The sequence below is a fragment of the Amycolatopsis sp. NPDC051903 genome, assembly GCF_044452505.1.
In the GTDB taxonomy this organism is placed as follows: Bacteria; Actinomycetota; Actinomycetes; order Mycobacteriales; family Pseudonocardiaceae; genus Amycolatopsis.
In genome coordinates this window covers 74,637-87,224 of sequence record NZ_JBITBT010000010.1, presented here as the reverse complement: position 1 = coordinate 87,224, position 12,588 = coordinate 74,637, and the positions used below count along the sequence as shown (strand labels likewise).

13 protein-coding genes are annotated in these 12,588 nt (G+C 74.7%); all 13 read left to right on the top strand.

Going from position 1 to position 12,588, the window contains the following annotated elements; genetic code table 11:
* The first annotated feature begins 24 nt into the window (after positions 1-24).
* The 13 genes from ACIA77_RS22670 to ACIA77_RS22610 are packed head-to-tail and all read left to right on the top strand — an operon-like array spanning position 25 to position 12,588.
* Complete coding sequence (locus ACIA77_RS22670; protein WP_395887918.1) at positions 25-1,203, top strand: thiolase family protein; 1,179 nt, start codon at positions 25-27, stop codon at positions 1,201-1,203.
* The gene (locus ACIA77_RS22665) at positions 1,200-2,693 is read left to right on the top strand and encodes a 3-hydroxyacyl-CoA dehydrogenase NAD-binding domain-containing protein (protein ID WP_395887917.1); all 1,494 of its coding nucleotides are present in this window, start codon (positions 1,200-1,202) and stop codon (positions 2,691-2,693) included. Before ACIA77_RS22670 ends, ACIA77_RS22665 begins: the two co-directional genes overlap by 4 nt.
* On the top strand, positions 2,690-3,790 hold the full coding sequence (locus ACIA77_RS22660) for a CaiB/BaiF CoA transferase family protein (RefSeq protein WP_395887916.1): 1,101 nt from the start codon (positions 2,690-2,692) through the stop codon (positions 3,788-3,790). Before ACIA77_RS22665 ends, ACIA77_RS22660 begins: the two co-directional genes overlap by 4 nt.
* Positions 3,787-4,599, top strand: a complete 813-nt coding sequence (locus tag ACIA77_RS22655) for an SDR family NAD(P)-dependent oxidoreductase (protein ID WP_395887915.1) — start codon at positions 3,787-3,789, stop codon at positions 4,597-4,599. The genes ACIA77_RS22660 and ACIA77_RS22655 overlap by 4 nt, the downstream gene beginning before the upstream one ends.
* Positions 4,596-5,414 carry a CoA transferase subunit A gene (locus ACIA77_RS22650; protein WP_395887913.1) on the top strand — a complete coding sequence of 273 codons (819 nt, stop codon included), beginning with the start codon at positions 4,596-4,598 and terminating at the stop codon, positions 5,412-5,414. Before ACIA77_RS22655 ends, ACIA77_RS22650 begins: the two co-directional genes overlap by 4 nt.
* The gene (locus tag ACIA77_RS22645; RefSeq protein ID WP_395887912.1) at positions 5,411-6,169 is read left to right on the top strand and encodes a hypothetical protein; all 759 of its coding nucleotides are present in this window, start codon (positions 5,411-5,413) and stop codon (positions 6,167-6,169) included. The genes ACIA77_RS22650 and ACIA77_RS22645 overlap by 4 nt, the downstream gene beginning before the upstream one ends.
* Positions 6,166-8,325, top strand: coding sequence for an acyl-CoA dehydrogenase family protein (locus ACIA77_RS22640; protein ID WP_395887911.1), 2,160 nt, complete (start codon positions 6,166-6,168; stop codon positions 8,323-8,325). Before ACIA77_RS22645 ends, ACIA77_RS22640 begins: the two co-directional genes overlap by 4 nt.
* Positions 8,322-9,068 (top strand): enoyl-CoA hydratase, encoded by a 747-nt coding sequence (locus ACIA77_RS22635; protein ID WP_395887910.1) that lies wholly within the window; start codon positions 8,322-8,324, stop codon positions 9,066-9,068. The genes ACIA77_RS22640 and ACIA77_RS22635 overlap by 4 nt, the downstream gene beginning before the upstream one ends.
* Positions 9,065-9,451: a hypothetical protein gene (locus tag ACIA77_RS22630; protein ID WP_395887909.1), complete on the top strand. Its 387-nt coding sequence runs from the start codon at positions 9,065-9,067 to the stop codon at positions 9,449-9,451. The genes ACIA77_RS22635 and ACIA77_RS22630 overlap by 4 nt, the downstream gene beginning before the upstream one ends.
* Positions 9,448-9,777, top strand: coding sequence for a MaoC family dehydratase (locus ACIA77_RS22625; protein ID WP_395887908.1), 330 nt, complete (start codon positions 9,448-9,450; stop codon positions 9,775-9,777). Before ACIA77_RS22630 ends, ACIA77_RS22625 begins: the two co-directional genes overlap by 4 nt.
* Complete coding sequence (locus ACIA77_RS22620; RefSeq protein WP_395887907.1) at positions 9,774-10,604, top strand: MaoC family dehydratase N-terminal domain-containing protein; 831 nt, start codon at positions 9,774-9,776, stop codon at positions 10,602-10,604. The genes ACIA77_RS22625 and ACIA77_RS22620 overlap by 4 nt, the downstream gene beginning before the upstream one ends.
* Entirely contained in the window at positions 10,601-11,521 is a 921-nt protein-coding gene (locus tag ACIA77_RS22615; RefSeq protein ID WP_395887906.1) for an acyl-CoA thioesterase, read from the top strand. The genes ACIA77_RS22620 and ACIA77_RS22615 overlap by 4 nt, the downstream gene beginning before the upstream one ends.
* Positions 11,518-12,588, top strand: coding sequence for an NAD-dependent epimerase/dehydratase family protein (locus ACIA77_RS22610; protein ID WP_395887905.1), 1,071 nt, complete (start codon positions 11,518-11,520; stop codon positions 12,586-12,588). Before ACIA77_RS22615 ends, ACIA77_RS22610 begins: the two co-directional genes overlap by 4 nt.

Genomic DNA, 12,588 nt, shown 5'->3' with positions numbered 1-12,588 from the left:
CACGCGAGGAACGAGAGGCGGAAGATGAGCAGGGAAGTGTTTCTGGTGGGGGGCGTCCGCACGCCGAACGGGCGGTACGGCAGCGCGTTGCGCGATGTCCGCACGGTCGAGCTCGGCGGGCTCGCCGGCGCGGCGGCGCTGGAGCGGGCCGGGGTGCCGGCCGACGCCGTCGACGAAGCCGTGGTGAGCAACTGCCGCCAGGCGGGCAACGGCCCGAACCCGGGCCGCCAGGTCGCGCTGCGAGCCGGAGTCGAGCAGCGCGTGCCGGCCCAGACGATCAACATGGCCTGCGCGTCCGGGCTCAAAGCGGTGCAGCTGGCGCACCAGTCGGTGCTCGCGGGCAGCGCCGACGTGGCGCTCGCCGTCGCGGTGGAGAGCATGAGCACGATGCCGTTCATCGCGCCGTACACGCTGCGGTGGGAAGGCACGCGCCGCGGCGACATCACGCTGGCCGACGGCTGGCGCGACGGGGGCACCGACCCGATCTGCGGTATGAACATGGGCCAGACCGCGGAGAAGGTGTCCCGCGAGTTCGGGATTTCCCGCGCCGCGCAGGACGAGTGGTCGGCGCGCAGCCACGCGCGCGTGATGGCGGCCTGGGACGAGGGCCGGTTCGACAGCCAGGTCGTGGCGGTGGAGAGCGAGAACGGTGCCCTCGCGACCGACGAGACCTACCGGCGCGACACCAGCCTCGAGCGCCTCGCGAAGCTGCGCCCGTCGTTCCAGCAGGACGGCACGGTGACCGCGGGCAACTCGAGCCAGATGTCCGACGGCGCGGCGGGGCTGGTCGTCGCGAGCGGCGAAGCGGTCGAACGCCACGGGCTGGCGCCCCGCGCCCGCATCCTGTCGTTCGCCGCGGTCGGGGTCGACCCGAGCATGATGGGAATCGGCCCCACGGCGGCGATCCCGGCTGCCCTCGCTTCGGCCGGACTGTCCACGAGCGACATCGACCTGTTCGAGATCAACGAGGCGTTCGCCGCGCAGATCGTGCAGAACGTGCGGGAGCTCAAGCTCGACGAGGACCGCGTGAACGTCAACGGCGGCGGCATTGCGCTCGGGCACCCGACCGGGCAGAGCGGGCTGCGGCTCGTGGTCACGCTGCTGGCCGAGCTGGAACGCCGCGGCGCGCGACTGGGTGTGGCGAGCCTGTGCGTCGGCGGCGGGATGGGTGTGGCCGCGGTGATCGAGGCGGTGGGCGCGTGAGCGACCTCGCGGGGCTGAAGGTCGTCGTCGCGGGCCTCGGGCCGATGGGCCGCGACATCAGCCGGGTCTTCGACCAGGCCGGGGCGCAGGTGCGGGTCGTCGACGTCTCGCCGGAGCTGACCGAGGCCGGGCTGGCGAAGATCCGGGCCGAAGCCGAATCGGCGGGCGAGCGGGTGTCGGCGATCTCGGGCGCGACGCTCGCGGAGGCGGTGCCGGACGCCGACGTGTTCCTGGAAGCGGTCGTGGAGAACATGGCGGTGAAACGGGAACTGCTGGCCGAAGTCGCGGGGTTGGGGCGGGCCGATCTCGTGGTCGCGTCGAACACGTCGTCGCTGAGCGTGGGGGAGATGGGCAACGCGTTCGGCGACCCCGCGCGGGTCGTCGGGATGCACTTCTTCAACCCCGCCACCAAGATGCGGCTCGTCGAGGTGATCGCCGGCGGCGGCACGAGCGAAGCGGTGGTGCGGCGCGCGCGTGAACTCGCGGAAGCGCTCGGCAAAACCGCCGTGGTGTGCCGGGACTCGCCGAACTTCATCGTCAACCGCGTGTGCCGGCCGCTGTACTACGAGGCGCAGCTGCTGTTGACGCAGGGCGTGCCGGCCGGCGCGGTCGACGCGGCCGTGTCCGGCGGGCTCGGCCACCCGATGGGACCGTTGACGCTGCTGGACTTCACCGGGTTGCACACGCACCTCGGCTCGTCGGAGACGGCGCTGCGCGAGTTCGGCGACCCGCGCTACCGGCCGATCCCGCTCGCCCGTTCACTCGTGCGCAGCGGCTTCACCGGCCGGGCCGCCGGGCGCGGGTTCTACGACTACGCCACGGAAAAACCGCGTGCCGCGATCACCCGGCTGCGCCGCGAGCCCGGTTCGGACGGCGCCGACGCGCAGGTCATCACCGCCGGGCCGGACGCCGGAGCCTTCGACCTGCCGGCCACGAGCGGCAGGCGCGTGATCACGCTGTACCGCTGCCACGGCGGGCCGGGTGAGGGCGACGTCGCCGCGGTGCGCAAGCTCGCCGTGTCGGGTGAGGTCGTGGTCGACAGCTCCGACGGGCGCTGGCTCGATGTGCTGCCCGCCGACGTCGGCTGGCTGCGGCTGCACCCCGCGCCCGCCGGGGACCTGTTCGCCGAGGTCGTGCGCGACGACGTCGCCAAGGTGGCGCCGACGCCCGCGGTCACCGCGGTCGTGGACGCCGTCGGGGCCGCGTCCGTCGAGGTTCCGGCGCTGCCCGGGCTCGTCGTCGACCGGCTCGCGTACTGCATGGTCAACGAAGCCGCCGGCTTGGTCGAAGAGGGCACCGCCTCGGCCGGCGACGTCGACGTCGCGCTGACGCTCGGCATGAACCACCCGCGCGGCCCGTTCGAAACGCTCGAGCTCGCCGGCGCGCCCGCGGTGTACGAGGCGCTGCGCTCGATGGCCGAGCTGACCGGCGACCCGCGCTACCGGCCCGCGCAGCTGCTGCGCCGGCAGGCGGCGGGAGTGCGGCGGTGAGCACTCCGCAGCCGTTGCGCGGCCGGCGGGTCGTGGACCTCAGCCAGTACATCGCCGGCGCGGTGTGCGGGCAGGTGCTCGCCGACTACGGCGCCGAGGTCGTCAAGGTCGAGCCGCCGGGCGGTGACCCGTCGCGGGCGCTGGCCGGCAGCCGCTTCGGGAGCAGCTACTTCCGCGCGTACAACACGGGCAAGACCGCGGTCGCGCTCGACCTGCGTGCTCCCGGCGACCGGGCGCGGCTCGACGAACTGCTGGCCGGCGCCGACGCCGTCGTGCTCAACTTCGGCCGCCGCACGCGGGAACGGCTACGGCTGGACGCGGCGGCGCTGCACGCGCAGCACCCGGGGCTCGTGGTCACCGTCGTCAGCGCGTACGGCGCCGACGACCCGCGCACGTGCTTCGATTCGATCGCCCAGGCGGTGAGCGGGTTCGCCGTGCTGAACGCCGACGAACAGGGGCGGCCGAGCATCGCGGCCGGCTACCCGACCGACGTGTTCAGCGGCCTGCACGCCGCGACGGCGACCGCGATGGCGCTGCTCGATCCCCAGCGTGCGCCGGCGCTGGAGATCGACGTGCCGATGATCGAGGTCGCCATGGCCTCGCTCACCGGCCCGGCGTCGCTGCTGGCCGCCGACGAGGCGGCCTTCACCGCCGGGCAAGGCAACCGGGACGCCGCCACCGCACCGTCCAACGTGTACGAATGCCGCGACGGCCACTGCTACGTCTACGCCGGGCTCGACAAGCACTGGGCGCTGCTGCGGCCACTGGTGAACGGCCCGGACGCCCCGGCACCGCAGCGGATCACCGACCGCGCGAAGTTCGACGCGGCCGTCGAGACGTGGACCCGCCGCCACACCGTCGCCGAGGTCGACGAACGGATGCGCGAGCTCGGCATCCCGGCCGGGCCCGTGCGCGACCCCGTCGCCGCGCTCACCGCGACGGCGGCCGAGCGGCCGGGTGCGGTCGTCGCCCGCGAACCCGGCGGCGAGGCCGTGCCGCAGTACCCCGTCTCGTTCTCCGGGCACCGGCCGCACCGCCGGCCCGCCCCGGCGCGCCCGCAGCGCGCCACCGTGATACCCGAGGAGACAGCGCGATGACCGCAGCCACCACCGAACCCCGCGTGCTCGCGAGCGGCACGCTCGACGGCCTGTCCGCGCTCGTCACCGGCGCCGGCAGCGGGATCGGCCGCGCCGTCACGCACCGGCTCGTGCAGCTCGGCGCCCACGTCACCGGCCTGGGCCGGCACGAGGACTCGCTGAAGGAGACCGGCGACCTGCTCGACGGTCCGGGCAGCTACGACCACCGCGTGTGCGACGTCCGCGACACCGAAGCCGCCACCGCGGCCCTGACCGAGGTCGGCGAGAGCCGCGGGCTGGGGCTGCTGGTGAACAACGCCGGCGGCCAGTTCTTCGCCAAGGCGCTCGACATCTCGGTCAACGGCTGGAACTCCGTGCTGGACCTCAACCTCACCAGCATCTTCCACCTGACCAAGGCCGCGCACCCCTACCTCGCGCGGACGCGGGGGAGCGTCGTGAACCTGTCGCTGTCCGGAGTGGAGCGGGGCGGGATGGGCATGGCGCACTCGATCGCCGCCCGCGCCGGCGTGCTCGGGCTGACCCGCACCCTCGCGCTCGAATGGGCCACCGCGGGGATCCGCATCAACTGCGTGGGCCCCGGCACCGTGCTCACCCACGCGCTCAACGACGAGGCGAGTGAGCACGTGCTCGGCAACCTCGTGCACAAGGCCACGCCGATGCAACAGCCGACTCCGACGGCCGACGTCGCCGAGCTGGTCGCGTTCCTCGCCAGCCCCGCCGGCGCGCTGATGACCGGCCAGCTGCTGCAGATCGACGGCGGCGCGCACCTCGGCGCGGGCCTGCACATGCTGCCGGAGGCCTACCGGTGACCGACCCGACCTCACTGGCCGACGCCGTGCGGACCCACGTCCGCCCCGGCACGCGGGTGTACCTCGGCAACTTCGGCGCGCAGCTGTTCAGCGTCGGGCACGAGCTGATCCGCCAGGGCCTGCACGACCTCGACGCGGTGATCGCCTCCGGCGGGCTGCTGCTCGACCAGCTGCTCGGTGCCCGCGTGCTGCGGTCGGCGACCTTCGGGCACTGCTGGAGCCCCGTCGGCCCGGCGCCGGCGTGGAACTTCCGCCGTCTGGCCGAATCCGGTGCCGGCACGGTCGAGCTGCACGAGCTGAGCCTCGGCTTGTTCAGCAGCGCGCTGACCGCCGGCGCGCACGGCGTGCCGTTCCTGCCGGTCGCGGGCCTGCCCGGCACCGGGTACGCCGACGAGGACTGGACCGGCGGGCGGCTGGCCACTGTGGACAGTCCGTTCGGCAGCACCACGGTCGTGCGCGCCGAGCGGCCCGACGTCGCCTTCGTCCACGTCGACGTGGTCGACGAGCAGGGCAACGGGCACCTCCGCGGCCCGCTGGGCGAGGTGCCGCTGGCCGCTCAGGCGGCCGAGCGCGTGGTGCTCGTCGCCGAAGAGGTCGTGCCCGGCGAACAGGTGCGGGCGCTGGGCGTCACGATCCCCGGGCTGCTCGTCGACGCGGTCGTCCACCTGCCCGGCGCGGTCGCGCCCGACGGCACGGCCGGCCGCTACGACCGGGATGTCGCGGCCTACGAACGCTACGCCGAGCTCTCGCGCACGCCGGAAGGGTTCCGGCAGTGGCTGGCCGGCGAAGTCCTGGCCGCGGAGGTGGCGTCGTGAACACCCCGACCGTCGACTTCCTCGTCCGCGCCGCGCGCGAATTCCGCCGCGGTGGCTGGGTTTTCACGGGCTTCCACTGGCCCGTGCTCGCCGGTCACCTCGCCCACGCGCTCGACGGCGCGGAGTTCGTGCAGGTCTTCGAAGCGGGCGCCGGGTGCTGGGAAGCCGGCGCGGCCGTGCCGACGAGCACCACCGACTACCCGGCCTACGCCGACGCTCTGGGTTGGCGTGCCACGACGTCCGACGTGCTGCTGGGGCTGGCCCGCCGGTTCGACCGCGTCGTGCTGGACGCGAGCAACATCGACGTGCTGGGCCGCGTCAACTCCTCCTTCCTCGGTGCCCGGGACCGGCCCGCGGTGCGGCTGCCCGGGGGCGGCGGCGCGCCGGACGTCGCCGCGGCCGCGCGGGAACTCGTGTGGCTGCACGGCGGCGGTGATCTCCGCCGCATCCAGGACCGCGTCGAGCACGTGACCGCCGCACCCGGGCCGCAGTCGCTGGTCCGGCTGCACACGCGCTGGGGCAGCGTCCGGCTCGGCGCCGAACCGCAGCTCGAAGAGGTGGCCGCGGACGTGCCCGGAGCCGAAGCGTTCGTCGCCCACGTGCGCGGGCTCGGCGTCGACGTCGCCACGCCGCGGCCGCGCGCCGACGTGTCGCCGGAGGATCGCCGTGCGGCCGCGCGGGTTCTGGCGGAGGCTGCAGAGCGTGGGTACGCGGTGGCGCGCCGGGCGCACGCGGAACTGGAGGTGCTGCGATGACCGAGGACCCGACGACGGACCTGACGGCACTGCGGGCGCAGGTGCGGGCCTTTGCCCGCGAACGCCAGGAACAAGGCGCGTTCACGCCCCGGTGCGATGCGTGGCTGCGCGGGCACGACCCGGAGTTCAGCCGGGAGCTCGCCGCCCGCGGCTGGGTCGGCATGACCTGGCCCGCCGAGTTCGGCGGCGCCGGGCGGTCCAACCTCGCGCGGCTCGTGGTCACCGAGGAGCTGCTGCGCGCGGGCGCGCCGGTGGCCGCGCACTGGATGGGCGACCGGCAGATCGGCCCGGCCATCCTCCGGTACGGCTCGCCCGGACTGCAGAAGACCTACCTGCCGCTGATCATCCGCGGTGACGTGTCGTTCTGCCTGGGCATGAGCGAGACGGAATCGGGCTCGGACCTGGCTTCCGTGCACACCGTCGCCGGGCCGGTGCCCGGCGGCTGGCGGGTGCGCGGGCGCAAGATCTGGACGAGCCACGCCCACCGCGCGACCCACGCGTACGTGCTGGCGCGCACCGACGCGAGCGGCTCGAAGCACGAGGGACTCACCGAGTTCATCGTCGACCTCACCTCGGAGGGCGTCGACATCCGGCCGATCTTCGACCTGCGCGGCGACCACCACTTCAACGAGGTCGTGTTCGACGACGTCTTCGTGCCGGCCGACCACGTGCTCGGCGAGCCCGGCCACGGCTGGCAACAGGTCACCGAGCAGCTCGCCTTCGAACGCGGCGGCATGGAACGGGTGCTGAGCACGTACCCGCTGCTCGCCGCCGTCGTCGCGCACACCACGACGCCGGCGCCCGACGCGGCGGTGCGCATCGGCGAAGCGCTCGCGCGGCTGGCGACGTTGCGGCAGCTGGCGTGGCGGGTCGCGATCGCGATCGACGGCGGCGCCGCGCCCGTGCAGCAGGCCGCCGTGCTGAAGGACCTCGGCACCACCTTCGAAGGCGACGTCAACGAACTGGCCCGCGCGGTCCTCGAGGTCGAACCCGATCCCTTCGCCGAGGGCGAAGCGGGGTTGCTGGCGCAGGGTGTGCTCGCCGCGCCCGGGTTCACGATCCGCGGCGGCACCACCGAGGTGCTGCGCACGATCATCGCGCGTTCGGCCGCCACCGCGGGCCGCCCGGCCGACGAGTCCGGCCTGCGCGCGGTCGCCGACGACGTGCTGTCCGGTCACGGCGGTGATCCCGACGGCAGCCTGCCGGCGGTCTGGGCCACGGTCACCGAACTCGGCTGGCCCGGCGTCGGCACGCCGGAGGAGCACGGCGGATCCGGCGGTGGCCTGGCGGAGCTGGCCGAGTTCGCCGAAGCGGCCGGCCGGCACACCGTCGCGCTGCCGCTGCTGGAAACGGCGTGGGCCGGCCTGGTGCTCGCGGCGGCCGGTCACTCCGTGCCCCCGGGCCCGGCGACCGTCGTGCTGCCCCGCGCCGGGGAAGAGCTGGTGCTCACCGGCACGGAACTGTCGGGCACCGCGAGCCGCGTGCACTGGGCTCGTGCGGCCCAGCGGTTCGTCGTCCCGGCCCGAGCTGCGGACGGGACGCGGGTGCTGGTCCTCGTCGCGGCGGACGCACCCGGCGTGGTCCTCGAGCCCGGCGCGAACCTCGCCGGTGAGCCGCGTGATTCCGTGCGGTTCGAGCACGCCCCGGCCGAGCGGATCGGCGAGGTGCCGGAGTCGCTCGCCGCGACCGGCGCGCTGCTGCAAGCCGCGGCGACGGCCGGTGCGCTGGAAACCGCGGTCGCACACACCGTGGCGCACGTGACCGTGCGCGAGCAGTTCGGCCGTCCGCTCATCAAGTTCCAGGCCGTCGGCGCGACGCTGGCCCGGATGCAGTCGCAGCTGACGCTCGCCCGCACCGCGGTGGCGTCGGCGGTCGCGGCGAGCGGTGACCTCGACCGGGTGGCGGCGGCCGTGGTGATCACGGCGCACGCGGCCACCGAAGTCGCCCGCGGCGCCCACCAGCTGCACGGCGCCATGGGCGTGACCCGCGAACACCCGCTGCACCTGGCCACCCGCCGGCTCTGGTCGTGGCGCGACGAATTCGGCGGCGAACGCCACTGGGCGCGGCTGCTGGGCGAGCGGCTCACCCGGCTCGGCCCGGACGCGGTGTGGGACTGGGTGACCGAAGACCTTTCCGGAGCGGAGGACGCACGATGAGCAAAGTCGACCTCGAGAACACCGGCGGGCGCTGGACGCTCACCCTCGCCGACCCTGACCGCCGCAACTGCCTCGACGCGAAGATGTGCCGGGACCTCACCGAGGCGATCGCCACCGTGGCCGCCGACGCGGAGGCCCGCGCGCTCGTGGTCACCGGTGCCGGCAAGGCGTTCTGCGCCGGCGCGGACCTGCCCGCCGTGTTCGGGGAGACGGGCCGGGCGGTCGCGGACCTCCGGCGCGATCTGCACGCGGTCTACGACAGTTTCCTGCGCCTGCGCGACCTGGCGATCCCGACCGTCGCCGCCGTGCAGGGTGCCGCCGTCGGTGCGGGGCTGAACCTCGCGCTGGCGTGCGACGTCCGCATCGCCGGTCCGCGCGCGTCGTTCGCCGCGACGTTCGCGCGGATCGGGTTGCACCCCGGCGGTGGCTGCACGTGGTTCCTCGTCGACGCGCTCGGCGCGCAGCGGGCATTGGCGCTGCTGCTCGACGGGGGAGCGCTCGACGGCGAAGCAGCCGTCCGGGCCGGGGTCGCGCTGGAGCTGGCGGACGACCCGGTGGCGGCCGCGACGGCCTACGCCGACCGGTGGGCCGCCACGGATCCCACACTCGTGCGCGACATCAAGAAGGCCGTCGGCCTCGCCCGGACCGGGGACTTCGCCGCGACGCTGGAGTTCGAGTCCTGGGCGCAAGCGTCGTCCGCGACGGGACCGGCGGTGCAGGCGGCCGTGGCGCGGTTCCGGTGAGCGCGGTGCTGCGGGTGGCCGACCTCGACACGCACGGCGAGTGGCTCCCGCTCGACGTCGGCCCCGGACTCCTGCCCGCGTACTGCGCCGTCACGGGCTGGTCGGGCACCGAACCCCCGGCCGGTCTCGCGTCCGTGGTGGGGCGCCTCGCCTACACCCGCGGCCGCCCGATGCCGCCCGGCGGGGTCCTGCGCGAGATCTCCCAGACGACACGCGGAAAAGTGCCCGCCGACGGCCGGTGGCAGGCGCGCATCGAGTCCACTGTGGTCGGTGAACGCGCGGGCCGCCGTCGTGTCGCGATCGTCACGGACCTGCGCGACGCCGGCGCCACGCCGGTCGCGTCCGTGCGGTTCCTGGTCGACTGGCCGGCGGGTGCGCAGTGACCGAGGTTTCCGCGTTTTCCCTCGATCCCGCCACGATCGCCGCGTGGGCCGACGTCGTCGACGACCACAACCCGCTGCACCTGGACCCCGAGTACGCGGCCGGCACCCGCTTCGGCACCCCGATCACGCACGGCTCGCTGCTGTTCGCCCTCGCCTGCGACGCCCTGCAAACGAGCGGTACCCCGGGTGCGGTCACCCTGCGCTTCCGGGCGCCGGTGCCGGTCGGCTCGACGGTCTCCGTCACCGTCGACGGCCCGGACCTGCGGCTGCGCTGCGGTGACGCGGAACCGGTCGAGGCGCGCGTCGAACCGGAGGCCACGCCGTGACCGCACCCTGGTGCTACACCCTGACCGACCTCGTCCGCTACTCCGGCGCGGCGCTGGACTTCAACACCATCCACCACGACGCGCGGGCCGCCCGCGACGCCGGGTTCGCCGGCCTCGTCGCCCACGGCATGCTGACGCTCGGGCGTGTCCTCGCGCACCTGGCCGACGAGGCCGGAGCGGCCGGGCTGACCGCTTGCCGCGCGCGTTTCCGTGCGCCGGTCTACCTCGACACGCCGATCAGCCTTACGGCGAAGGACCGACCCGGCGGCGCCGGCCTCACCGTCACCTGCGGCGACACCGTGGCCCTGACCGCCGAGGTCGACCTCGGCTCGCCACCGCCACCGCCGGTCGAGCCCACCGACGCGCCGGTCGCCGACCACCGGCTGCGCGTCGAACGCGGCGCCCTCACGCAGCTCGCGCGGGCGGTCGGGGCGCGGGCGCCGTTCTGGTACGACACCCGAGCCGCCGAGCGAGCCGGACTGGCGGCCGTGCCCGGGATCCCGACGCTCGCCTTCGCCCTGCCAGCCCTCGGCTGGTACCCCGACGAGCAACCCGCCGCGGGCGCGCGCCCGGACCCGGTGGCCGACTCGGCGCGCTGGGCCCGCAGCACCGGGCCCGTCGTCCACGGTGGACAGACCTTCGCCTACCACCGCCCGCTCGTCGCCGGGGAAACCGTGCGCTCGCGGCACTGGATCACCGGCCGCACCAGCAAAACCGGCCGGGCGGGCGAACTGCGGTTCACAGACGTCACGCAGCTGATCACCGGCGCCGGCGGCGAGCCCGTCGTCTCGGCCACCGCCACGCTCCTCGCGACAGGACCGGCATGAGGAGCCCGGCGCTGCGGTACCTCCTGGCGCGCCTCGACCTCGACCCCGTGGCGCCCGGCGTGTTCCGCGACCCCGGCGGCGACGACCCGCTGCACCGGCTCTTCGGCGGTGAAGTCGCGGCGCAGGCGCTCGTCGCGATGGGCCGGACCGTCGCGGCCGACCGCCCGGTGCACAGCCTCCACACGCGCTTCGTCCGGCCCGGCCGCACGGGCGTCCCGATCGAGCTGCACGTGACCACGGTCAAGGAGGGCCGCGGTTTCGACTTGCGCAGCGTCGAACTGCGCCAGGACGGCAAGCTGATCCTGACCGCGACGGCGTCGTTCCAGCTGCCCGAGCCCGGCCCGCGGTACCCGGACCCGGCCCCGGCGGCGATCGACCCGGAAACCCTGCCCCGCTGGGAAGACCGCTTCGGCGACCGGCGCGACCGGCTCAGTCCTCTGTGGACCCGGTCCCGCCCGATCGACCTGCGCTACGTGGACCCACCGCCGCCGCTGGACCCCACGTTGCGCGACCGGCCGCGCCGCGGCCAGACCACCCTCGTCCGCGCCGACGGACCACTGCCGGACGATCCGCTGCTGCACGCCGCCGCCGTGGTCTACGCCTCCGACATGACGCTGCTCGAAACGGCGCTCCTGCCGCTCGGCGTGGTCTACGCCGACGGTGAGTTCGACGGCGTCAGCCTCGACCACACGATGTGGTTCCACCGCCCGCCACGCGCCGACCGGTGGCTGCGGTACGAACAGACAGCCGAAGTGATGACCGGCGCGCGCGGCCTGGCGTCGGGCCGGCTGTCCGACGAGAACGGAGAACTCGTGGTGACCGTGGTGCAGGAAGGACTGCTGCGCCCCACTGGCGGCGCCGGCAGCTGGCTCGCCGGCACGGCGGCCGACCGGACGATGCCGGGGGAGCGGCGGTGACCGTCCTCGTCGCCGGCGCGAGCGGCCTCGTCGGCGCGGCCTGCGTGACGGCGTTCGCCGAGGCCGGCTGGGACGTGCTGGCCGTCTCGCGGCGCGCCCCGGAGACGGACGCCGTCTTCGAGCACGTGCCCCTCGACCTCACCGACGCCGCGGCGGTGAGCGCGGCGGCGCCGCGGTTCGCCGACGTCACCCACCTCGTCTACACCGCCGTGTTCGAGAAGCCGGGCCTGGTGCGCGGCTGGCGCGACCGGGACCAGATGCGGACCAACGACCGCATGCTGCGCGCCCTCACCGCGGCGCTCGCCGGCGCGCCGCTGGAGCACGCGACCCTGTTGCAGGGCACCAAGGCCTACGGCGTGCACCGGCACCCGATCCGCATCCCCGCCCGCGAACGCGAGCCGCGCGACGACCACGACAACTTCTACTGGCTGCAGGAAGACCACCTGCGCGCGGTCGCCGCCGAACGCGGCTTCGGCTGGACGATCCTGCGCCCGCAGCTGGTCGTCGGCCCGACCCACGGCGTCGCGATGAACCTGCCGCCGGTGATCGGTGCCTACGCCGCGATCTGCCGGGCCGAAGGACTGCCGTTCGGCTTCCCGGGTGGTGCGCCCTACGTCAGCGAAGCCGTCGACGTCCGCCTCGTCGCCGATGCCGCGGTCTGGGCCGCGACCGCTCCCGCCGCGCGCGACGAGCACTTCAACCTCACCAACGGCGAGGTCTTCGCGTGGCGCGACCTGTGGCCCGCGCTGGCCGAAGAACTCGGCGTCGACCCCGCCCCCGACACGCCGCTGCGGCTCGCGGAGTTCCTGCCCGCACAGTCCGGCACCTGGGAGCGCGTTGTCGCCACCCACGGCCTGCGCCCCACCCCGTTGCCCGCGCTGCTCGGCGAATCCCACCACTACGCCGACTTCCACTTCGCGGCCGGCGCCGAAACCCCGCCGCCGCCGGCGTTCGTGAGCACCGTCAAGATCCACCAGGCGGGCTTCACGGAAACCTGGGACACCGAGGAGTCGTTCCGCCACTGGCTGCGGGTCCTGCGAGACCGCCGGATCCTGCCCGTCCACTGA

What these genes read in the sequence shown, in the direction of transcription:
- ACIA77_RS22670 (WP_395887918.1), top strand. Translation starts at nt 25, where the DNA reads ATGAGCAGGGAAGTGTTTCTGGTGGGGGGCGTCCGCACGCCGAACGGG.
- ACIA77_RS22640 (WP_395887911.1), top strand. Translation starts at nt 6,166, where the DNA reads ATGACCGAGGACCCGACGACGGACCTGACGGCACTGCGGGCGCAGGTG.
- ACIA77_RS22615 (WP_395887906.1), top strand. Translation starts at nt 10,601, where the DNA reads ATGAGGAGCCCGGCGCTGCGGTACCTCCTGGCGCGCCTCGACCTCGAC.
- ACIA77_RS22635 (WP_395887910.1), top strand. Translation starts at nt 8,322, where the DNA reads ATGAGCAAAGTCGACCTCGAGAACACCGGCGGGCGCTGGACGCTCACC.
- ACIA77_RS22655 (WP_395887915.1), top strand. Translation starts at nt 3,787, where the DNA reads ATGACCGCAGCCACCACCGAACCCCGCGTGCTCGCGAGCGGCACGCTC.